Genomic DNA, 22,731 nt, shown 5'->3' on the forward strand with positions numbered 1-22,731 from the left:
ACGGCAAAATTCATTCCATACATTATAAAAGAAATATCTAATTTGATAAATTCCTCCAGCGATTTGACACTGTGCTAAAAACTGTTCAGCCAGTGCGCAAAGGTTTATATTTTAAATTTCAAATCACGTCAAGAAATTGGTTAACACCGTACCCATCAAGCTAAGATTATATAACTTTTGTTTCATATGAGACTTTTTCTACAGTATCAGTCCAGCTTATTTAAAAATAAAAAAATCCCGTATTCAATAACAATACGGGATTTTTATAAATAAGTTTATTTTTTAATTTAACACTTATTCGAAAGAAGTTCATTAGTTACATATTACTTATCTAATTAAGAAAAATTCAGATACCAGCCCAAACATCTTTTCCATATCGTCCTTCATCTTGCAAACAATCCAGCCAATTCCTTGCTTCTTGTTCACTGACTTCATGAATTTCTTGATATGCTTGACAAAGGGTATCTTCTACATCAGGAGCCATTTTACTTCCATCACCACATATATAAAGATGAGCTCCATTATCTAATAACGAAATTAAATTGATTCTATCTTGTTTTATTAAATGCTGTACATATGTTTTTGGATATCCTTCCAGGCGAGAAAAAGCTGTGTGTAAAGAGATTAATCCATCTCTTTCATCATTTTCTAGTTCTGTACGGTAGAGATAATCCTTTTCAGGATGACGACAACCAAAATATAGATGTGCTTGTCCTAAGTTCATACCTTTTTGTTTTTGAACACGACGCGCTTGCAAGAATCCACGGAATGGTGCAATTCCAGTACCTGGCCCAACCATGATAATTGGTGTTTCTGGATTTTCAGGTAATTGAAAGTTTGATTGTGGCGTTCGAATGAAACAAATAATCTCATCTTTATTATGACGCTGAGCTAAATAATTAGAAGCGACTCCTTCATATGTCCCTTGCCCACTCCATGCAGGTGCATTAACAACACCAACCGTAATGCTCAGAAGATCCTGTGCAACGAGTGGAGAGCTTGAAATAGAATAGTAACGCGGTTTTAGCGCAGGAAGAAGTTCTAAAAAGCGTTCAAATCGGATTTCACAGGCCTCATACTTTTCAAGTAGATCCAACATTGAAATACGTCTCTTTAGTATTTGTTCATGATAAACTCCGTCTTCCAATAATGATTCCAATTCCTTTTTATGAGGAGGGCATGCTGTGAATGTCACCATTTCTCGTATTTGTGCCCGAGTGGCTGCTTCTTGAACTTCGACACTATAACTAAGAAGGTCAAATAAACTAACAGGACTGTCTAAAGGTATGTGATTTACACTGCGCCCACTTGCGCTCAGTATGACTTGATCCTTCCCGTTTAATCCAAAGCGCTTTAAAATTCGGTTAACATTTTTCTCGCTATTAATTGGCAGCACCCCAAGGTGGTCTCCTTCTTGATACGTAGCGCCTTCTGGCAAGGATATCTCAATATGTCGAGTGCTTCTATCACTGCTGGATGATTGGAGTTCACGATTTTCCAATACAGATGCATAAACTGCTTCATATGTTCGTGCAAGAGGAGATCCTCCAAGACGACTGACAAATTGCAGACTCAAAGTACTGCGCTCTTTTTCCATATTTTTGTTGAGTTCCAATCCAAACGCCTTCATCGCATCAGACCACATGCTTTGTTTCCATTGCTCGAGCTGTTCCTCGAAATCACCACTTGCATCCGCTTCTCCACGTGTAGAAAATCTTGTTGCTCCTTTTTGAGCCATTTGCTCATCAATGTATCTTGGAATCCGCTGATAGGTACTAGCCCAATTATGATCTCCACAACCAAAAACTGCGTATTGAACACCTTTTAGCTCATCCGGTTTTAGTTCCTCCAACCATTGCACAAACTGCCCTGCATTACTTGGCGGTTTTCCATTATAAGAAGAAGTTACAATAAGAACCGCTCCTTCTTTTGGCAGACTTCCAATTCGATCATTAAGAGCTACCACTTCCGTTTGAACACCTTCTAAACTAGCTGTATCTGCTAATTCTCTTGCAATACCTTCTGCTACCCCTGTATCCGAGCCATACAGAACAAGAAGCGAAAGATTATCGGCTCCAATAATAGAAGGAGTCTTCTGAACTTGCTGCTTGATTTCATGTTCTTTCAGCTTCTCCTCTATAGGCGCAAGAACAGTAGGATGGTTGATAGTTTGATTTCGGGGTAGAATCCTAATCTTAAAATCACCGGGCTTTAGCGTTAATGTTTGTTTTACGTCCAGCTGATAGTCTTGATAATCGATTAATTCAAAATGTTGAAGAAGCATTCCCATTACGAGTGTGGCTTCATGAAGTGCAAACTGCATACCGATACATGCCCGTTGACCATTTCCAAATGGCTTATAAGCATGATGTGGAACCTTATCCAGCTCTTCAAATCGTTCAGGTTGGAATTCTTCCACATTGTCTCCCCACGCGTCTTTATCCCTATGTAGCTGTGGAATAAGAACAGAAATACGATCTTCTCCTTTCTTAATTGGGTATTTCCCACCAATCACTGTATCTTCTTTTGCATAGAGGCTGAATGCTGGAGCAGTAGGCCATAGACGTAGCGATTCATTTAAAATCATCCGGATATACTTAAGTTTCATAACTTGTTGGTATGTTGGAGTAGGATCTGTCAAAATCCGATCTACTTCTTCATATGCTTTTTTCAATTTATCCGGATTCTTTAATAAAAAATAGATTGCAAAAGATAATAACCCACTTGTTGTCTCATGCCCAGCTATTAAAAAAGTGATAATTTGAAAACGAATATTTTCATCATCTAATTTTTCACCAGTTTCCGGATCCTGCACATTTAACATACGGGAAAGTAAATCATTTTCTTCCTGATTTCCATTACTTTTACGTTCAGCAATAATATTATCTACTAAAGAAAACATGGATTGAATATCATGTTGAAATTGACGTTTCGTTCTCCACATGAGTTTGTCTTCTATATCCAGTCGCTGTAATTGATGCATAGCCTCATCTAGAGCACGGCTCATGCTAGTGATGAAAGGATGAGAGGTCTCACGATAAAAGCTATTGAATCGGTAATTAAAACCACACAGACCAATTGTATCCAATGTAAGGCGAGTCATATCCTCCGGAACATCCACATTTTCATTCGGATTCAGTCTTGCCCATTTTTGAACGAGTTGTACGGCAATATCGACCATCATGGCATGGTAATCTTTCATTGCCCGTTGGCTGAATGTAGGCATCAAAATATTATGAGCTTTTTTCCAGTTAGGCTCGTGAGTCTCGCTTGTAAACAATCCGTCTCCAGCAAAGGCACGAACCTTTGCTAAAGCACCCTCTATACTTTTATCGAACCGTGTTTCGTCACAGACTTCTGCTACCAGTTCATGTCCAGAAACGACAATGATAGTATCACTTAAAGTTTGAATTCGAAAAATGGGACCATACTCTTCCGCTAGCTTGATAAAGGATAAGGTCGGTTTATCTTTATCGATTAATGGGAGATTCCCCAGCGGTCCATATGTTTTCGGCTGAGGAATGGCAGATACTTTTTTATCCATTAAAAACATCCTTTCAAAAAAGCATGAAATAAAGTGAAACTTTAATCAGTGGGGGTTTTGTTCATCCCCCACTGATTATCAGCCCGACCCCCGCCTAACTTCTTTGCTTCCGCTGAATTTTGAGGTGGGGGTCTTACTACCCGGCAAATAGCGGGATAAAATATCCCATTCAATAAAGAGAAGATAGCAATGAATCGCCTGGGATAAAGATATGTAATTGATTACCTTATTTTATCTTTTCCCTAACTATTCATGATTATGATATTGCTTATAAGGTTGGTAATCTAAGTTGTTTGTTGACATTAGATTTATAACTTGCAGAAAAAATACTAACTTAAAATGAAGCGAATTATTATAATGTTTATCAGAAATTGAAAGCGGATGTCATCTCTTGTATTTGTTTATAAAACGTTCATTTTGATGAATCTTTTTTATAAATCAAATTCCACCCTAACAACTCCCCCACATATTTTAATCAAACTTTATTTTAAAACCACAGTAGCACTACATACCCAGTAAGCTAAGATAAGCGAACACACCTAAATAAAGAAATTGATGAACTAAAGATTGTAGTATTTGGAAAACCAGTAGTTTCTAATATCTATTCAAACAAATACGATAAGCAAGTATACCGTGTTACTAATGAAAGAGGACCTGATATGAGCATCAGGTCCTCTTTCACTGTATATAATTATTTCACTGTTTCTTTCAGTTCTTTTCCCGTTTTAAATACCAGCTTCTTAGCAGCAGAAATTTGTACTTCTTCATAGGCTAACTAATCGGCAAAAAACTTGTAGAAATCAGTATCTAAAGTTTTGTTTCACACTACCGATTTAACCTCTCGACAGCTTCCGCACTTGTATCTACACGTTTAACGAAAAAAACTAATAGTAGTGCAACAACATTCATGCCAAGCGCTACATAGAATGAATATTGAATTCCGGATAATAAAGCCTTCTGAGTTAACATTGCCTTCGTAGCTTCTGTGAAGGTTGTTGGATCTAATTCAGACATTAGACTTTCAGCTTTTGTTTTTGTTACAGAATTCATAATCGTAACAAGAATAGCAGTACCAATCGAACCGGACACTTGTTGAGCTGTATTATTAACAGCCGTACCGTGCGGATTTAAGCGAGTTGGCAATTGATTAAGGCCATTTGTCATAAGTGGCATCATCACCATCGCCATCCCAAACATCCGCAGAGTGTAAATAAGAATAATATGTGTGTGACTAGAGTCGATTTGCAGGTTTGCCAGCATATAAGTTGAAACAGCTGTAATAGAAAGTCCTACTATGCCAAGAATTCGAGGTCCATATTTATCAAATAGTTTACCTGTAATTGGTGACATAACCCCCATTATTACCGCACCTGGAAGCATCATCAGCCCAGAGCTCAGCGGTGAAATACCGCGGACATTTTGTACATAAGCTGGTGTTAAAATCATACCCGAAAACATAGCCACCGCATTGACAATTGCAATTACAGACGCAAGTGCAAACATTGGGTACTTATAAACACGTAAATCCAATAAAGGCTCATTCATTTTTAATTGACGGATAATGAAAGCAATTAGGGAAATAGCGCCTATGATTAAGGTTGTTAAGACAACTTTATTCGTCCAACCATCGGAGCTTGCAGAACTGAATCCATATAACAAACCTCCAAAACCGACAGAAGATAATAGTAATGAGAGATAATCAAGTTTTGCATTTTTGTTTTGTCTCATGACATTCTCCGATTTCCAAATCCCTAACAGTAAGCTAATGATTGCTAGCGGTAAAATCATTTCAAACAGCAAACGCCAGTCATAGTACTCTACAATATAACCTGATAGTGTCGGTCCAATTGCTGGAGCTGTAATCATAACTAATCCAAAAATCCCCATTGCCGTTCCCCTTTTTTCTCTTGGAAAGCTTACTAGCATAATATTCATTAATAAAGGCCCCATGACTGAAGAACCTGCTGCTTGAACCATCCGGCCAGTAAGTAATAAACCAAAGTTCGGTGCTACAGCCGCTAAGGCCGTACCAAGAATAAAAATCATCATAGATGTAATAAATAAGCTCCTATTGGAGAAGCGGGTTATTAAAAATGCTGATGCCGGAATTAATATACCACTTACAAGCATATACCCTGTAGAAAGCCACTGGATCGTTGAAAAATCTTTAATGTCTAAATCCTTCATTATTGATGGCAAGGCTACATTTAAAAGCGAGTTATTTAGAAATGAAACAAATGCCCCAATAAAAAGGATTACAAGCATTAAATATGGTGGTTTTCTTTTATTTAATGTTTCACTCATATATTTATTTGCCCCTTCATTATAAATTCCATTGATTCGTTTAAATCGTTTGCATATCTGCACAAGAATACATTATCCTTGCAGTATTTTGCCAAACTCTTCGAATGGATATTCTCTTTTTAGCAATTTTACTTACTCAGCATAACATTTTAAAATCCTTTTTATTGATTAAACCTTTATAAACATTTAAATAAGATTTTGAATAAATATTTAAACACGTTTGTTAACCGAAATTAAATTAGGCTGAAATAAAAAAAGAAGCAACTGAAAATACCCTTCTAAAATAAAGTGAAACTTTAATCAGTGGTTTTTTACAAGCAGCCCAACCCCCATCTAACTTCTTTGCTTTCACTGAATTTTGAGGTGGAGGTGTCTTACTGCCCACAAATAGCGGGATAAATCAACAAGACCATACACCCATTCCTTTAAATACAGGCTTGTAAATCTAGTTATGTAACCATCCATAAAAAGGAATATTACATAGGCTAAGTCTAACATTACATTTTTAAAGTGAGGGGAATAAGCTTATGCACCAATATTGGTATTTGAATTCAAAGGGAGACGAGGAACAATATAATAACCAAATTTCAATGTCATCATTATATTCACAGCCCCAAATAACTAAAGCTGAGGGAATGAATGGTCTGAAGATTCCTGAGAATTGGAGTTGTCGAGTCTATCCATTTGGTTGGGATTCGCCAGCCAATTATACGGGTTTCAATCCCCAGTCCTCCCCCTTCTCTTGGGGCCAGCCAAACAATTATGCGGGGATGATGCCCCAAGGACATCCTGCTAATTGGACTCCATTACCAAGCCATGTTGATTTTAATTTTCAAAAACCTCCCTTCCCCTGGGCCCAACCATTCAATCATGCAGGGATGATGCCCCAAGGACATCCTGCTAATTGGACTCCATTACCAAGCCATGCTGCTTTTAATTTTCAAAAGCCCCCCTTCCCCTGGACCCAACCATTCAATCATGCAGGGATGTTCGCACAAGGGCATCTTGCCGCGTTACTATCACCGCCAGCCAAGGCTTTTAATTTTAATGCCAATAAATGGGGTGTTTTCGGAAACCCTCCAGCGTGGGGAGGACAGGTAAGTCCCATGGGATGGGGGAATAACGGTCAGCCAGGAATGCTTGGAAACTTACTTGCAGTAGGAAAAAGCAGCATGAATGGAATAGGAATGATTAGTAGTCTAATCGGTATGGGGAAGTTCTTCTTTTAGTTAATTAGAACAGGCGGATAGGTCCATAGCCCAGACTTAAAAAACATTTCCTTTTCCATTGATTTAATCTTCTCAAACATGCTTCCAATACTCCCTCCAAGTTCGTTTCCTCGTCTTTCAAATTATAAAAATATCTATTACCATGTATCTGATAACTTGATAGCGGTGTGGTAGCACCAACAAAACGCAAATTCCGTACGCAAAAAACCGGTTCCTTTACGAAAGAACCGTTTTTTTTATTTTTATTTATTTGAAAAGTAGTCAAATCTTTTTTGAACTATTTAATGGATCTGGGCAAAACATAATAAAAAGTACAATACCATCTAAAATAAATGCTGTTGCTGATGAAGCGAAACTTTAATCCGTGTCATTAGGGGCTCATCCCCCACTGATTATTAGTTGCGCCAAGTGTATGTATTTTTTGTCAAAGTTTGTCGTATCCACTTAATTTGCACTAAAACACTGACACTACAATAAAAATGGAGATTTTCGATATGAACACACAAACAATCTCCCCCTCTTATTTAATGTTTTTACTAGTAGTAAAAACACAAAATCATGTCCATTAGTTACACAAGATAAAGGATATTTGTTAATGTTTATCCAATATGAAACACTATAAATAAAAACATTCATGCAAAGGAAAACATCATAAAAATTTATAAAGACAAAGGTGAGGTTATTGAATATTTCAGTTCTTGGTTGTGGACGTTGGGGTACTTTTATAGCTTGGTATGCTAACAAAATTGGTCATAATGTCATGTTGTGGGGCAGAGAAAACTCAAGAAATTACATTAAATTAAGCGAAACTAGAAAAAATGATTATCTTAATCTCTCAGAAGATATTGAGCTAAGTAATTCTCTACATAAAGCAATTTCAATTGCGGAGATCATTATTATATCGATTAGTGCACAGGAATTACGTTCATTTGCTAGTCAATTAAACTTAATTAATGAAATACAAGGAAAAACCTTTATCTTATGTATGAAAGGACTTGAAGCAACAAGTGGAAAGAGACTTTCTCAAGTATTTAGTGAAATCATTGAAACAAATGTCAATATAGCTGTTTGGGTAGGACCTGGACATGTACAAGATTTTGCGAATGACATTCCGAATTGTATGGTGATTGGATCTGAGAATATTAGTATCACTAAGAAGATTGTGCAGGAATTTAATAGTGATTTAATACGATTTTACTACGGACAAGATTTGATTGGTAATGAAATAGGAGCTGCTACAAAAAATGTTATGGGCATTGCCGCAGGAATGTTAGATGGATTGAATTACAGCAGTTTGAAAGGTTCACTAATGGCTAGAGGGACAAGAGAACTTTCACGTTTGGTTACAGCTATGGGAGGAAATGATTTAACGATATACGGATTGAGTCATCTAGGAGATTATGAAGCAACACTGTTCTCCTTACATAGTCATAATCGAAAATTCGGAGAAGCGTTTGTCTCAGGTCAAAAGTTTAAAAAATTGGCAGAAGGAGTTTCAACAGTAAAAGCATTGAAAGAGCTATCTAAACAATACGATGTTGAACTTCCAATTAGTAACGCTTTATATGAGATTTTGTTTGAAGGTAAAGATGCAAAAGATACATTAGAAGAACTTTTTTTAAGACCTGTTAAATTTGAATTTTAAGGATACTTCACCCAATTCTTGCTGTTGTAAAATCAGTAATATATAATCAATTAAAATAATTTAACAACCCACATTAGCAACAGAAACATCAAGAAAAGGCATTCCAAATATGGAACGCCTTCTTTCACTTTATAAAACCTTTCAACAATCTGAAATATTCTACTTAACAAAATCACACATTTAACGAATGAAATGAATTAATTGCATAACGCTCTTCTAACTTTTCTTGCAAAAATTAGTGGATCATCAACGTCTTCAATATTAACGTAAATCAAATTTGGATCATCACATAACCACTCATTGTGTATTGACGAAACAATTATCCCTTGTTTAATAATTGTAGCAACAAATCCAGTGACTTCCTTTTGTAAGAGCGCTACCCGTCCTAGACATAATGCCCGTCCAGTTTTATGATCTCTTGATTCGAATGAGAAGGAAGTTGTTACTCTAAAACGTTTCCCTAAGATTGTTGCTTGTATTTCATCCCGATTTATTGTTGCCACACATTTTCCACCGGCGAATCCTTCTTGGCCACCGATAATTCTTGCAAACTGTTGACAAATTGATTCCTCATTAATCGCCATACCTTTAATCATCCCCCCTTTTACTGTTAGGTTATGAATGAATACATCGGTCTGAAACGGTAATGAATCTATTCTATTACAAGAAAGATGACGGGCATCGGAGACTAAAGGCAAAACTCGGTTATTATATCGGAAGACATTTTTAGAGAACATAAAAAAGACACCTTAAGGTGCCATCCTCCGACTTGAGAATCATATCTATGTATGGAAAAATTTTAAAAAAGACCAATACAAAAGAGAAGCTTCTAACTGTAATGTATGGAGCTCTTATGGTATTAAGAATCTCCGTTATATTACTTTCTAATCAATCTCGTTAAAGCCATCCCAAGAAATCCAGCACCCATTCCTATGAGCCATCCAGTTTGGGCACTACCTAACATAGATCCCACTCCTCCGCCAAGAAACATGCAGCCAACGAATACTAATCCTCCAATTCCCCAATTCGGCCGTTCCATAATTCAATCACATCCTTTCAATAAAACATATGCTTTTAGCTATCTAAACTTTCTTGCGTAGGATGGTTAATTATTTTGCTTAGGTTTAACACTATCAGGGAATTCAAAAATTTCTCTTTTTTATATAGACCAGTCATTTGCCACATTCTTTTTACATATATTTTTTTAAAGAAGGTTTCCATTCTGATAAATCCTGATAAACAAAAGTTATATTGTCACATATTCCCTCTGCAACTTCGTACATATGTTTTATATCATTAGCCGTAAATAATATAGATCCTTTGCGTTGAGTGCTATCTACAATAGTTGGTATGGTGTCGCCCTCTTTTACTAATAGATCAATTAATGCGACCTCGGATATGTTAGTTAACCCTTTATACTTGATTTCTTTTAAGCAACCTGGTTTTGGAATCAAGCTTAAAGACATAGCTTGACATTTTGAAGGTACACATCTAAATTCATCTATAGTCTCAGTAGCTAACGCATCATAATAGTATCCAAATTGAGATATGCCAGTTGTTAGTTCCACCATCTTCCAGATGTTTCCGCCACCTATTCTAACTTGAGATTCTATGATTATTGGCTTATTTTGTTTGTCTATCTTTATTTCTGTATGAGTAATGCCGTTTTCCATTTGCATGTCGTCCAAAAATAACATTACTTTCTCCATAATTAATTGTTTTTGAGATTCATCTATAGGTGCTGGCATAATAGTATAGTTTATTATAAATGTATCTTCTTTAAATACTTCAGCTGATATAGCAAGTATAGAATGTTTTTTGTTATAAGAAACGGTTTCGACCGTATAAACTACATCCCCTTCAACGTACTCTTCCACTAAAACAGGTAGTTGAATACCATTATCTTTAATAAATACCTCTACCTCATCTCCCGTGTCTAGCTTAGATACACCTTTACCACCTGCACCAATCGGGGGCTTTATTATAATACTATCTTTTTTGTTCAAAAATTCATTAATGTCTTTAATGTTATTGCAAACTGTCGAATCTATCGAAAAGTCTTTGTCTGCTAGAATTTCACGCATCATGTCTTTATTGCGGGTTATCATATTAGCATTGTAAGAAGGCCCTTTAACATTAAAAATCTTTGCAATTATGCAAGCCGTATCTAATGCTGTTTCGTTGAAAGATACAACCACATCAAAGGGTTTCTCTTTGAATAATTCTTCAGCATAGTATATAGACAAGGGTATGTTTGTCGTGTCTAATTCTTTTTTATAGAAACATTTTTCTAAGATAGCCCCCTCAAAATATATGTGTTTAGCGTAAGATCCTATATACGAAACAGTATACCCACTGTCTAATGCACCTTGGATAGGCTTTGTCCATCCCCCTATAAATAAAATGTGTGGTTTATTTTCTATGTCAGTTCCTTTTAATACCTTATGCATCATAATCATCTCCTCTAAAATGAACTCGTATATTCAATGTCTGTTCCTTTTGATACGCCTCGTCTTAACAACGCCACTAAACACAATGTTGTTCCGAAGCCACCTATAAATAACGTAGTTTGAAGCCCAAATATAGAAATTAAAAATGCACTGGCAAAACTCCCCAATGCCCAAGCTCCCCAATTAAGCGTACGCTGTACAGCATTTACTCGGCCTAGCATATGATTTGGTGAAGCAAGTTGTCGTATAGTTGCAGCGTAAGGGCCAAATACACCTTCTCCCATACCATGTATGATACTTGCGGCTACTATACCGTAAACTGTTCCCATATATCCCATTATCGGTATAAAAGCCAAACCGGTAACTGATACAGTAGCGCTATAAATAAGCATTTTTGTATTATTGATTTGTTGACTTTTTTTCATGAGTATCGTATTACCTATTAAAAATCCCACCGCTGCTGAACCTACAACAAACCCTATTTCAATTTCAGATAGACCCATTACCTTATAAAGGAATATTACTAAAATGCTATTTAATATGTATTTAAAAAAACCGTAAACAGCACCACAAGTTACAATCGGCTCCAATACAGGGTGTTTTTTGAAATATATCAAACCTTCATATATGTTTTTGTATATGGATTTTATATTTACGTCTTTTAAAGAACCCTCTGTATGCGATTTAAACTTTGAAATGAATAATACAAACATAAAACAAACAAAATACGTTACTGCGTCAACAGTGAATGAGCCTGTTAATCCAACTAGAGTAATGACGATTCCAGCTAGCATAGGACCAATTACTATAGAAAGAGACTCCGAAAGTGCTAGTTGAGCATTTCCTTTTTTTAAGTTGTCTTTATCTGTTACTATTTCCGGTAAGAAAGAAGGAATGGCAATGTTGTAAAACGTGGTGAATATTCCATTTAAAAACATAATAAATACCAGTAAAGGGAACGTTATAATATTTGTTACAGTCAGTATGAATACGGATAAAAACAATACTCCTTGACATATACTACAAATTAGTAAGACATTTTTCCTATGAAAAATGTCTATTAAAGCACCGGCTACTAACCCGAAAATTAGGTATGGGAGAAATATAACCCCACGAAGCATAGCAGCATTTGCTTCACTGGTTTGTAACACCTCTAATGCAAAAAGTGGCAAAGCTACTATTGTAAACTGAGTACCTAATAAACTTATAGACTGTCCTAGCCAAAGCTTGTGAAAATTAAAATGTTTGCTATCTTTCATAATATCCTCCCATTAAATTCATATTTATAAATTATCAAGTTAACGATATAAGTAAGAGCAGGTAAACCTATCTTTCAACTAATATCTGTACCACATAAAAATTCGAAGCCTAATATAAAAGCGATTTTAGTTTCAAAATGAAGACTTGATATTTAAAACTCTCCTGGCTAATGAAAAGCTCATCTTCCGAAAAATAATTCCGCATTCGTTTATAAAACAATTGATATACGGATGGGATTTATTTGTAAGAATCTAGTTGTTAATTAGTTTATTTCGAATTCATTTTCCGATCGTATGGCACTTTGAATCACCTCCAGCATCAGTATAACCTTGAAGACACGCTGTTGTACGCATTTTGGAATGTAACAGCAAGATAACGAAGCTACGATGACGAACTGAATGGATTTAACCTTGTCATTGGAGGACATACATACATGACAATTGATTAAAATAGATCAAGCCCTATGAAATAAATTTTTAGATAAACCAAAATAACAAGCAAAAAGCCCCTTCAAATTTGAAGTGACCCCTAAAAGTTAGACATGGTTATTTCATTAGGCAGCGTTTTGGGCGTGGGTCCGGTATTGTATCGGACTCATACCCTTTAATTTTGCCTTAATTCTCTTATGATTATAGTAAGATATATATTTTGCTAGTTCTTGTTCAAAATGTTCCATATTCTTAAAGTCTTTTCGATATAAAAATTCAGATTTCATAATACCAAAGAAATTTTCGATAACTGCGTTATCGTAACAGTTCCCTTTCCGAGACATACTTTGTGTAATACCACGTTTATGAAGAGAATCACGGTATTTTTTCATTTGATAGTGCCAACCTTGATCGGAATGAATAAGGAGGGCATCCTCATCTGTTAAGCGTTCAAAGGATTGGTCTAACATATTAGAAACAAGGGCGTAGGTTGGCCTTGAACCAATTGTATACGTGATAATTTCACCATTAAACAAGTCCAACATTGGCGATACATATAATTTCTCTCCAAATAATTTAAACTCCGTAATATCCGTGACCCATTTTTCGTTTGGCCTTTCTGCTTTGAAATTACGTTCTAAAATATTAGGGGCAATCTTTCCAACAGTTCCTTTATAAGAGCGATATTTCTTCATACGGACCAAACACTTTAATCCTAATTCTTTCATAATGCGTTGTATCTTTTTGTGATTTATTTTATGTCCACGATTAGTAAGTTCATCACGAATACGGCGATAACCATAACGGCCTTCATGTTCATGATAAACAGCTTGAATTAATACTTTCAAATCTGCATCTGGATCCGGACGTTTGGCATTTTTTAACCAATAATAATATGTGCTACGTGGAATATTGGCAAGCACTAAAAGTGATTGTACCGGAAATTGATGCCTTAATTCATAAACTACTTGCGCTTTGTCTTTTTTTGTGACTTCTGTTTGTTTTGAACTAAGGCATTCAACTTTTTTAAATACGCATTCTCCATACGTAACCTTTCTAACTCCTCTTGGAGTTCTTCAATGGAGCCTTCGACTGGTGATTGCTTTTTCACTATTTTGTGATTTTTATTATTCATAGACGGATGCCTCTTTTCTTAAAGTTGTAGGGCATCCAATCCTTCTGTTTCATAAGCTACTTTCCATTTACGAACCGTTTCATAAGATGGAATATTAAAAATTGCCGCTGTTTCCCTGATAGACGTCCTATTTTCAATCATATAGTTAAGTACGTCTAGTTTAAATTGCGTAGAGTAAGATGTATAGCGTTTTTCAAAAGCTTTTTCACCGGAATATTCATATCGGCTAATCCAGTGATAAAATACCCGCTGATCCACGCCTATAGATTTAGCAATGCTTGTCCCGCCTTCTGGGCCTTCTAAATATCGTTTTACTGCTTGTATTTTTTCTTTTGAAGAAAATTTAGCCATAAAAAAACTGCACCTCCAATTGTTAGTCGTGTCTAACAATTGGGGTGCAGTTCAATTTGAAGGGGCTTTTTAATATATAGAAATTAGCTTAAATTAAAGATAACATCTCTTAAAAGGGGGCATTTTTTTATTATTCATGTTTATTGAGGAGCCTTCGTTTGAAGCAACTTTAACCCCATACCAATAAAAATCAGTCCTGTTACTTTATTTAGAATCATTCCTACCTTTTGATTTCCTCTTAATTTTTTTGTGACATATGAAGAGAAATAAGCAACAAATAAACACCACAATAGTCCAGTTACTGTAAAAGTAATTCCTAAAATGATAAAAGGTATAGGACCTGCAGCCTTTGTATCTATAAACTGCGGAAGAAACGCAATAAAGAATAAAGAGACTTTTGGATTCGTAAGACTTGTTAAGAGTCCTTGTAAATATATCTTTCTAATGTTCAATTTATTGGATGGAGCTTGAAAAGCTACATTTGTCTTATCAAGTATCATTTTAATTCCTAAATATACAAGATAGATAACACCTATAACCTTAATGGTGTTAAATAACACAACGGATTTTGTAAGTATAATAGATAAACCAAAAGCAACCAATAACGTATGAACTAAAGAACCAGTAATAATACCAAAAACAGAATACACACCTGCTTTTCTACCTTGTGAAATACTTCTCCCCACAATATACATGGTGTCTGCACCAGGAATTAGATTTAATAAAATCCCTGTTAGTAAAAACACTTCGTAATTAATAATACCGTACATTCTAGCACCCCTATCTATTTTTTTGGTGCCCTTATTGATATTAAATGAAATAAAAGAAAAAGAAAAGTATTTTCTATTTATTCAATAAAATTAGTGAATTCTTGATTTACAACCGATAAAACTGATGGAGTGTACCATTTATATTGCGGACCCAAAACTCACTATTGAATAAGTAAAACCCCAGAAATCCAAAGGTCTCTGGGGCTTCATTATATATTTAGCTCTTTTTGTTTTTTACTTTGTTTATGTTTATACAGCAATTTTCGACTTATGAGAGAAATCAGTAATAAGATCAGTATTAGTACGACAAGTTGCATAAATGATAAATCAAAATATTTAGCACCTGTAACTATTAAAAGTGTAGAAATCGTGCCTTTTACAATGAAAAAAATAATAATCCATAATCCGCCTTTTTTCCAGTTCATTTTATATTACCCTTTCCTACGTTTAAATTCTTGAAAGATTTAATGATAGTTCTTAAATGTGACAACTTAATAGAAATCTATTATATCAATATAAAAAATAGACTTTTTCACAAAAATCATATCCAATTACATACGACGATTCCATAATAAATGAAAATGATATTCAGTGTCAATTTTATTGATTATTTGAACACCTATTTTTTCATCTCAATCTCTTCCCACTTTGTTTCTTATAAGCAATGAACCCTTGTCTTTAAACAAAAACACCTCCATTGCATTTGCACACTTAGTATGCGAATGCAAGAGGTGTTTTTTCATGTACCATCAGGTAAGATTTCCTGCTTTGTTTATCAGTTTAAGTTTTTGATACGTAGCTATTTTCTAGTACACGATAACTGGATCATAAGTGTCCAAACTATCATACACAGTTTTTGCTACATCAGGAAGAAGGTTAACACATCCGCCTGATCCCCCTGTTAAATAAGCATTATTTGCCCAGTTTGTTCGCCAGCCTGCGTCATGGAATCCTTGACCGCTATTTGTGAATGGAACCCAGTAATCTACTTTAACTGCATAATCAGCTTTACCTACTGCGCTTCCTTTCAACGTGTATGGTGTTCGTTTATATAGGACGTACCACACACCTGGTGATGTATCTTCACTCGTGCTATGTTTACCAGTTACTACATTTGTTGTGACTGCTAATTTTCCATCTTTATAAATCCAATTTTGTTGCTCTGCAATTGAAACTTCCGCATACGTGTCTCCGATGCCATTATTCGATGTTGTTTTATAACCGATACCTTCCTTCTCCCAACCATTTCCGTGAATATTAGAAGCAGATAGCGATTTTTCACCCTTTTCAAAGGCTTGCCCAACTTGTTTTGTTTCTTTTTCAACATCTAGTGCCCAGCCGTAGCCTTGTCCTTTTACTGATATGACCGAACCGGAATGGGTTTTAAAGCTGAAATTTTTATTTAATGTTGATTTAGCATTATTAATTTCAGCAATCTTATTCTTAATATCGCTCGCATCGATTGTAACCTTCATATCCTTTGACATAGAGGCATTTTGAATTAAATCTTCCGCTTTTAAAGGATAAACTTCATTCTGCACTTTATATTCAACTGACTGTTGAAGAAGATTTTGTAGTGCTTTCTCCTCTTTTTTGATAATCGGATCGTCTTCTTTAATAGGCTGTATGTATGTAGACTTCAGATGAATTTCGCTTTTATATTTCTGTTTGTCGTAATCTTTCAGTAGACTAGTAACGTCATACTGTTTTCCTTCAACACTTTTCGAGATAACAATCTTTCCTTGTTCGAGCTTCGCCATAGCATCTTGAGGCGCTTTTAGTTTTTCATTCATAGAGATGAGTTTTTCTTCTACAAGTTTTTTCATCGTTTCACTACGATATTGATCCGCCTTTTCTGGTAGCAATGAATAATTTTTTTCCTTTGCGGAAGGGAAAAATGTCCACTGGCTTTTTAGTAGTTTCTTAACTTGTGGCAAATCTTTTTCCGTAAGTTCTGTTTTTGTCTCTTTTTCATCTAAAATTTGTTGTTGATCGACATAGACTTTGTTTGCTAGTCCAGATGTTTTTAATTTCTGTATTGCCTGATCAGCACTCAAACCACCGACTTTTGTGTCATTAATCGTAACATTCGAATTGAAGTGAGTTGCCTGATAATAACTTATTCCCCCAATGAGAAGTGCAATTATACCAATACCCACTGCGATAAGCTTCCAATTTGTAGAACGTTTTTTTGATCTTACCCGTTTTTTCTCAACTTCTTCAACTGATTCATTTACTGTATTGTTGTTCATCAATCTTTCCCCCGTATACATTAACGTCAATCGATTTTAAAGCAAAACCATTGACTAGTGTACCTCATTTTCCCTGAAATTTCATTATTTTTGGCCAAGTTTTATTGCATTTAAATGATTAAATTTAGATTTTTTAATAGAACAACACATTGAATAGTCCCTTACAAGCAGTAAATCATTACAATAAACACCAAAAGGTTAAGTACCATATACTTTTGCTAACTTCTCTCCCGTAACAATCCAAAACAAAGTAGCTGCGTTTTTCCCTTCTAATTGAGCATACCGATTATCCCCCGCCATTATCTCTACTTTATCCTTATTAGGACTAATCCAAATTTGATATGACACAGCTTTCACCTCAATTTTCGGATTTTTAAACTGAAAAATAAATCGATAATCAGCTGAACGAGACATTTCCACTTTTTTATTTTCAAAGTTAGTATCATTTAATATTTTCTTTACTTGCAACACCGGATTATTGTCTGTCACTATCTTAAAATCTTCATATTTATCATCACCAACATGTTTTTGCACTTCGATTCTTTGATCTTCATTTCCTAGTATATTTGAACAGCCGGTTACTATGAATATACATATAGCAACAAAAACTAAAACCAATTTTCTAACTCGCATATTAGTCCCCCTCTTTTAATAAAAGGTACCTTTTAATTTTACATATAAACATTAATAAGGAAGGAGTGCTATTCAATGCAAATGAATACATACACTTGGAAAAGTTATACGTTTCTCATTGTAAGTATATTCGTTACTATTAACCTCTTTCTCCCTATTTTAGAAAGAGTTGGAGCAGATTACGTAGTTCCTTTCGCATATTTCATAGTAACTTTTGCTGTTATAGCAATTATATTAGCGGTTATCGGTTTGTGTTTTACTCTATTTAACACAGCAATTATTTTATTTTTCCTTTGGTTCGGTTATCATTTCACGTAAAATATAAATATAATCCGTAACCTAAAAGAAGTATTAGTATTATAGAAATGCTGAGTATCGTGTATATGAACCATCTTAATGTTGTACTCATATAATCACCCCTCTCACGTTTCGATAATTCCATTATATAACAAATAATTCATTGAAAGTTTAGAACGTGCTTTAAAATAAATTAGGCGAAATAAGGGACGCCATTTGACTCCCCTTACTTCGCCTTTAAAGAACAATGAGTGAATCGCTTACTCAAGTAGCTTATTAAGTAATCTTTCACTATTTTTACACAATGGTAATTATAGTGTTTTTTGACATTTGATCAGTATAAATTTAAATGGAGGTTTACTTGCCATATTTTTATGTGGCTCCACAATTTCCTTAGTTTCCATCAGTCCATATTTTCCAAAGTCTTGTTGTACCGAGTCAACATCATAAAAATACATTTTTACCCCTTCCATTATCTCGAAGTAGTCTTTACCCAGTTGTTTCCCCTTCCCAAACATTGGGGCATCTTTAGAAATAGTAGTAAAAATCATATATCCGTTTGGTTTTAACTGACTATAACAATCTTTAATAAACTTCTCTCTCTCATCCTTATTCAATAAATGAATAAGGGCATAACAAAATATACCATCATACAGTTTGTTATCAAAAGGCATATCAGTTACTGAGCCATGGAAGAAATCGGCATTAAACTCATTTTGTTTTGCCAATTCAATCGCCGTTTTTGAAATTTCAATACCTGTTACATGTATTCCGTTATCAATAAAAACCTTTGCATTTCTACCGTACCCAATACCAGGAATCAATATATCCTTCACTTTCTTTTCAAGGAAAAAGTCCTTCGCTAAGATTGCGGAGTCTGAAGCTTCAAATCCCAACATCATTTGATTTTCTATAAAACTCGCTTCCCAAAATTCTGTCATACATCAATCTCCTATATATATATCGTTGTTTACCATTGCATGTTGAAAAATCATCGCGTATTCACGAAATTGTATCAAATTTCAACGTGAATTCAAAACAAAAAGCATTGGATATCCAATGCTTTTTCACACTTACGCAAACAGAGACGTATTCGCATATAAAGCTGGTGAGCCACCTGAATGTACGAATAAAATGTTGTCCTCTTTATTAAATTTACCTTTTCTAATTAAATCGATTAGTCCCGCTACTGCTTTACCTGTATAAACTGGGTCAAGTAAAATACCTTCAGTTTTCGCAAGTAACTGTACTGCTTCAACCATTTCTGATGTTGGTAAAGCGTAACCTGCTCCTACATATTCATCAAAGCATGTAACTGCTTCGCGTGAAATAGAGTTTGGAATACCTACGTGAGCTGAAGTTTCATCTACAAGTTTTGCTACTTTCTCTTCTTGCTCCGCTTTTCCTCTACTTACATTTATTCCGATTACAGGAATTTTGCTTTGCGTTCCGGAAAAACCAGTAATTAGACCAGCATGCATACCAGCGCTACCACTTACACAAACAACTGAACTGAAATCAATTCCTTGCTCAAATGATTGAGCCATAATTTCTTGCGCACAAGCAATATACCCCATTGCACCAGTAGGGTTCGATCCACCAACTGGTATTACATATGGTGTATTTCCTTTTTCACTTACTTCTTTCGCTACTTTATGCATTTCTTCCATAAGGTCTGTTCCGTTTGGCACAACAATTACGTTTTCAGCACCTAATAAATGATATAAGAAATAGTTTCCGTTAAAGTCTGGCTTTTCTTCTGGCTCAAGCCCTTCTTCTAACACAAGAATACATTTCATTTTTTCTTTTACCGCAGCTGCAAGTGTTAGACGGCAATGGTTTGACTGAATACCACCAGCTGTAATTAACGTATCTGCACCTTTCGCCTGTGCATCCGCAACTAAAAACTCTAACTTTCTCGTCTTATTACCACCAGCTGTTAAACCAAGTAAATCATCTCGTTTAAAATAAATAGTTGGGCCACCAAGTGCTTCAGAAAAATTGTTTAACTTTTCAATTGGTGTATATGATTCTGTATATTTTTTTCTAGGGAATTTAGCTAAATTCATTGTAACGCTCCTTTTGTACTTCTTTCACAATATATGTAACGATACTATTATTACATGTAAAAATGATGAAGTCACCTTTCTGGATTAAAAATGTATTGAATTTCAATTTCAGTACGGTACATGAAATTTATATCGACTTTCTGACAAAAAAGGCCTACTCATTAAAAAGTAGGCTCTCTTCCAATTACTTATTTACCGAAAAACGAAGCAGCTGCGTTAATCCCGGCTGTAAATTCATTTCTCCTTTATGACGGACGTAAACGATTTTGTCGCCATCAAATTTTGGCGGTTTTCCTGGATTATACGTATTCCACTCGTTCGTTCCTTCTACAGAATACTCCATATATTCTGTTGCACCAACGATTACATTATTTCTATCATCAGCCGTCACATCTGGTGCCATTTGTGCGATTTTTGCATCACTAATTGATAATTTCTTTATATCCTTATCACGTTTATAATCGTAAGCCGTTACGACTACATCGTTACCATATGCTTTTATTTGTAATCCTTGTTTGAAAGAATATCCATCCGGCGCAGTCTTCTCTCCGCCATTTGGTCCAGCCGACATCCAGCCCGTTTCAATTCCGCCAGTATTTACGACTGTAAATCCTTTTTCATCTCCACCTGCAATTTTCTTTTTACCAGCCCAGTCCGGTAAGTTTAAATCCCAATGCGTATGACTCGTAAAGAAAACGACCTGCGGATAGTCTTTTAATATATCGTACAATTTATCAACGTTTAAATAATCTTGTAAATATGGTGATTGTCTTGATCCAGACACAGTATCAGGTAAAACGTGATGAGAGAAAATGAAAATTGGCTTATTTTTATCTTTTTGACTGTACTCTTCTAAATTTTGCTTTAACCAACCTAATTGTTCATCACTCATATATACTTCGTCCCACATTTTTGAATCGTGATATTTCATATATTTTTCTGTTCCTAAAAATAGAAGCGGATAACCGTCTAATTCTTTTTTATGATATACCTTTTCTTGCCCACTAAATTTCAGATAGCGGTTAAATAGCGTTTCCTCAGTTACACCATTTGGCCATGTATTTTGAGAGAGTTTCCCATCAGCCGTCCATTTACCTGCATAAAACTCATGATTCCCAACTGTTGACCATACATTTTCCGGGAGCTTATTTTTGTTTAACACACGCTTTACATCATCATATTGTGACTGCTGTCCAGTTGACGTTATATCCCCATTCATAATAAGCGCTCTAGAAAGTGGCGTCACTTTGATCATATCTTTTAACACATGATCAAAATCCCCTAAATCTCCTTGAATGTCGCTAATAACATTAAAAGTTGTAGCTGACTTTCGAACTTGCTCTTTTACTTCTGCATGTGCTGAAAATGTCGCTAATAACGCCGCCATAACAGCTAACAAAGCAACTGCCTTTTTCATACAATTTCTCCCCCTAATAATAGAATGTATAAACTGACATGTTCTGCATTCTCTTAGTTGCTTGTCCAATTCATATTATAAAGAGGGATTGTAAAGATTGATGGCGTAAAAATTTAAGTGTTTTTTAAGAGATTTTGTCTTTTTTACACTACCCATTTAACAATTGGCACCAATTGTTCTATTTACCTATTAATATTAAATGAGTGTAAAATCACACGATAACTCGCTTAGTTTGATACGTTGTGTTTTAATCTATTTTACATAATCTCAATAAAACACTTTACCTTTTTAAATGTTCTTCATTTAATTCGAATAACTCCGGTAAAATAAAACGGCCATCTTTTCTGTATATTTTCACAAAAAGAATACCGTTTTTTCCGTTTTATAGATACAATCTCATTTATTTCTCTTGGTGTTCCGCATTCCATTCACTTAAATAGGATGCATATTCTAATTCATCTGGATTATCATGTAACATAGAAATAAACTCTAATTTATTTCCATCAAAATCCAAAAAGTATACACTTGCAGCTGGCATCCATCTTTGGACAATTGGCTCTTGATTTCCTTTTCCTTGGCTTCCTACCACTTCTATTCCACGATTCTCTAACCACGATCTAGAAGCCTTTAGAAATTCTAAATCTACACCAAAAGCAAAGTGTTTCATCTCAAAATCTTCAATATTATGTACTTCCCATAGTCCAAGCATTTGCTTTTTACTTTCTCCTACCCAAAAGAAAGCCACTTTTCTTTTGGATAGCTTTCTTGCTAATGCTAACCCTAACTTATTTTGATAGAAATCTATCGCCTTTTCTAAATCTCTTACATGTAAATGAGTTTCATATATGTTCTGTATCATTCTACTTGCTCCCTTCTTTATTGGTAACAACGGGCTTAGTAGTTCCTGTAATTCTAAATCCGAAGTATGTATCTCTATATCCAATATA

Annotated in this window: 17 protein-coding genes and 1 pseudogene; 3 read left to right on the forward strand and 15 right to left on the reverse strand. The window is 35.1% G+C overall.

Features of this window, described 5'->3' with window-relative positions; all coding sequences use genetic code 11:
- Positions 1–346 precede the first annotated feature (346 nt).
- Positions 347–3,544, reverse strand: coding sequence for a bifunctional P-450/NADPH--P450 reductase (gene cypD, locus ACP6L7_RS12470; protein ID WP_097830283.1), 3,198 nt, complete (start codon positions 3,542–3,544; stop codon positions 347–349).
- A gap of 825 nt (positions 3,545–4,369) precedes the next feature.
- Positions 4,370–5,848, reverse strand: a complete 1,479-nt coding sequence (locus ACP6L7_RS12475) for a DHA2 family efflux MFS transporter permease subunit (RefSeq protein WP_097830284.1) — start codon at positions 5,846–5,848, stop codon at positions 4,370–4,372.
- Between the two features lie 527 nt (positions 5,849–6,375).
- On the opposite strand from ACP6L7_RS12475, the gene ACP6L7_RS12480 reads away from it, so the two are divergent.
- Both ACP6L7_RS12480 and ACP6L7_RS12485 read left to right on the forward strand, forming a co-directional pair.
- On the forward strand, positions 6,376–7,077 hold the full coding sequence (locus ACP6L7_RS12480; protein ID WP_097830285.1) for a hypothetical protein: 702 nt from the start codon (positions 6,376–6,378) through the stop codon (positions 7,075–7,077).
- 673 nt (positions 7,078–7,750) lie between these two features.
- The gene (locus ACP6L7_RS12485) at positions 7,751–8,722 is read left to right on the forward strand and encodes an NAD(P)H-dependent glycerol-3-phosphate dehydrogenase (RefSeq protein WP_240523207.1); all 972 of its coding nucleotides are present in this window, start codon (positions 7,751–7,753) and stop codon (positions 8,720–8,722) included.
- 197 nt (positions 8,723–8,919) lie between these two features.
- On the opposite strand, the gene ACP6L7_RS12490 is transcribed toward ACP6L7_RS12485, so the two are convergent.
- The 9 genes and pseudogenes from ACP6L7_RS12490 to ACP6L7_RS12530 all read right to left on the reverse strand — a co-directional run bounded on the left by ACP6L7_RS12490 (position 8,920) and on the right by ACP6L7_RS12530 (position 18,001).
- Entirely contained in the window at positions 8,920–9,318 is a 399-nt protein-coding gene (locus ACP6L7_RS12490) for a DUF1259 domain-containing protein (RefSeq protein WP_097830347.1), read from the reverse strand.
- A 281-nt stretch (positions 9,319–9,599) separates the two neighbouring features.
- Positions 9,600–9,761, reverse strand: a complete 162-nt coding sequence (locus ACP6L7_RS12495; RefSeq protein ID WP_170961029.1) for a hypothetical protein — start codon at positions 9,759–9,761, stop codon at positions 9,600–9,602.
- Between the two features lie 151 nt (positions 9,762–9,912).
- Positions 9,913–11,172 (reverse strand): ATP-grasp domain-containing protein, encoded by a 1,260-nt coding sequence (locus ACP6L7_RS12500; protein ID WP_141533428.1) that lies wholly within the window; start codon positions 11,170–11,172, stop codon positions 9,913–9,915.
- Between the two features lie 14 nt (positions 11,173–11,186).
- Positions 11,187–12,431 carry an MFS transporter gene (locus tag ACP6L7_RS12505; RefSeq protein ID WP_097830287.1) on the reverse strand — a complete coding sequence of 415 codons (1,245 nt, stop codon included), beginning with the start codon at positions 12,429–12,431 and terminating at the stop codon, positions 11,187–11,189.
- A gap of 554 nt (positions 12,432–12,985) precedes the next feature.
- Positions 12,986–14,346: pseudogene (locus tag ACP6L7_RS12510) on the reverse strand (IS3 family transposase).
- Positions 14,347–14,486: 140 nt separating this feature from the next.
- Positions 14,487–15,116 carry a LysE family translocator gene (locus ACP6L7_RS12515; protein ID WP_097830288.1) on the reverse strand — a complete coding sequence of 210 codons (630 nt, stop codon included), beginning with the start codon at positions 15,114–15,116 and terminating at the stop codon, positions 14,487–14,489.
- A 209-nt stretch (positions 15,117–15,325) separates the two neighbouring features.
- A complete protein-coding gene (locus tag ACP6L7_RS12520; RefSeq protein ID WP_097830289.1) occupies positions 15,326–15,541 on the reverse strand; it encodes a hypothetical protein in 216 nt (71 codons plus the stop codon).
- 381 nt (positions 15,542–15,922) lie between these two features.
- A complete protein-coding gene (locus tag ACP6L7_RS12525; RefSeq protein ID WP_430529277.1) occupies positions 15,923–17,368 on the reverse strand; it encodes a L,D-transpeptidase family protein in 1,446 nt (481 codons plus the stop codon).
- Between the two features lie 198 nt (positions 17,369–17,566).
- Positions 17,567–18,001: a YhfM domain-containing protein gene (locus ACP6L7_RS12530; protein WP_097830291.1), complete on the reverse strand. Its 435-nt coding sequence runs from the start codon at positions 17,999–18,001 to the stop codon at positions 17,567–17,569.
- A 75-nt stretch (positions 18,002–18,076) separates the two neighbouring features.
- Here ACP6L7_RS12530 and ACP6L7_RS12535 point away from each other — a divergent pair, with 75 nt between their 5' ends.
- Positions 18,077–18,319, forward strand: a complete 243-nt coding sequence (locus ACP6L7_RS12535; RefSeq protein WP_097830292.1) for a hypothetical protein — start codon at positions 18,077–18,079, stop codon at positions 18,317–18,319.
- Between the two features lie 290 nt (positions 18,320–18,609).
- Here ACP6L7_RS12535 and ACP6L7_RS12540 read toward each other — a convergent pair whose 3' ends face one another.
- The 4 genes from ACP6L7_RS12540 to ACP6L7_RS12555 form a co-directional block, all read right to left on the reverse strand.
- Positions 18,610–19,239, reverse strand: coding sequence for a class I SAM-dependent methyltransferase (locus tag ACP6L7_RS12540; protein WP_430529278.1), 630 nt, complete (start codon positions 19,237–19,239; stop codon positions 18,610–18,612).
- A 132-nt stretch (positions 19,240–19,371) separates the two neighbouring features.
- Positions 19,372–20,367 (reverse strand): D-cysteate sulfo-lyase, encoded by a 996-nt coding sequence (cuyA, locus tag ACP6L7_RS12545; protein ID WP_097830294.1) that lies wholly within the window; start codon positions 20,365–20,367, stop codon positions 19,372–19,374.
- A 184-nt stretch (positions 20,368–20,551) separates the two neighbouring features.
- Entirely contained in the window at positions 20,552–21,784 is a 1,233-nt protein-coding gene (locus ACP6L7_RS12550; RefSeq protein ID WP_097830295.1) for a DUF4073 domain-containing protein, read from the reverse strand.
- A 400-nt stretch (positions 21,785–22,184) separates the two neighbouring features.
- Positions 22,185–22,643 (reverse strand): VOC family protein, encoded by a 459-nt coding sequence (locus ACP6L7_RS12555; RefSeq protein WP_097830296.1) that lies wholly within the window; start codon positions 22,641–22,643, stop codon positions 22,185–22,187.
- Positions 22,644–22,731: the final 88 nt, after the last annotated feature.

This window comes from Bacillus silvicola (assembly GCF_050524305.1).
GTDB lineage: Bacteria > Bacillota > Bacilli > Bacillales > Bacillaceae_G > Bacillus_A > Bacillus_A cereus_AT.

Bases quoted from the DNA above. Each gene is read 5' to 3' on its own strand.
- cypD (WP_097830283.1), bottom strand. From the start codon at position 3,544: ATGGATAAAAAAGTATCTGCCATTCCTCAGCCGAAAACATATGGACCG.
- ACP6L7_RS12475 (WP_097830284.1), bottom strand. From the start codon at position 5,848: ATGAGTGAAACATTAAATAAAAGAAAACCACCATATTTAATGCTTGTA.
- ACP6L7_RS12480 (WP_097830285.1), top strand. From the start codon at position 6,376: ATGCACCAATATTGGTATTTGAATTCAAAGGGAGACGAGGAACAATAT.
- ACP6L7_RS12490 (WP_097830347.1), bottom strand. From the start codon at position 9,318: ATGATTAAAGGTATGGCGATTAATGAGGAATCAATTTGTCAACAGTTT.
- ACP6L7_RS12495 (WP_170961029.1), bottom strand. From the start codon at position 9,761: ATGGAACGGCCGAATTGGGGAATTGGAGGATTAGTATTCGTTGGCTGC.
- ACP6L7_RS12500 (WP_141533428.1), bottom strand. From the start codon at position 11,172: ATGCATAAGGTATTAAAAGGAACTGACATAGAAAATAAACCACACATT.
- ACP6L7_RS12505 (WP_097830287.1), bottom strand. From the start codon at position 12,431: ATGAAAGATAGCAAACATTTTAATTTTCACAAGCTTTGGCTAGGACAG.
- ACP6L7_RS12515 (WP_097830288.1), bottom strand. From the start codon at position 15,116: ATGTACGGTATTATTAATTACGAAGTGTTTTTACTAACAGGGATTTTA.
- ACP6L7_RS12520 (WP_097830289.1), bottom strand. From the start codon at position 15,541: ATGAACTGGAAAAAAGGCGGATTATGGATTATTATTTTTTTCATTGTA.
- ACP6L7_RS12525 (WP_430529277.1), bottom strand. From the start codon at position 17,368: ATGAACAACAATACAGTAAATGAATCAGTTGAAGAAGTTGAGAAAAAA.
- ACP6L7_RS12530 (WP_097830291.1), bottom strand. From the start codon at position 18,001: ATGCGAGTTAGAAAATTGGTTTTAGTTTTTGTTGCTATATGTATATTC.
- ACP6L7_RS12535 (WP_097830292.1), top strand. From the start codon at position 18,077: ATGCAAATGAATACATACACTTGGAAAAGTTATACGTTTCTCATTGTA.
- ACP6L7_RS12540 (WP_430529278.1), bottom strand. From the start codon at position 19,239: ATGACAGAATTTTGGGAAGCGAGTTTTATAGAAAATCAAATGATGTTG.
- cuyA (WP_097830294.1), bottom strand. From the start codon at position 20,367: ATGAATTTAGCTAAATTCCCTAGAAAAAAATATACAGAATCATATACA.
- ACP6L7_RS12550 (WP_097830295.1), bottom strand. From the start codon at position 21,784: ATGAAAAAGGCAGTTGCTTTGTTAGCTGTTATGGCGGCGTTATTAGCG.
- ACP6L7_RS12555 (WP_097830296.1), bottom strand. From the start codon at position 22,643: ATGATACAGAACATATATGAAACTCATTTACATGTAAGAGATTTAGAA.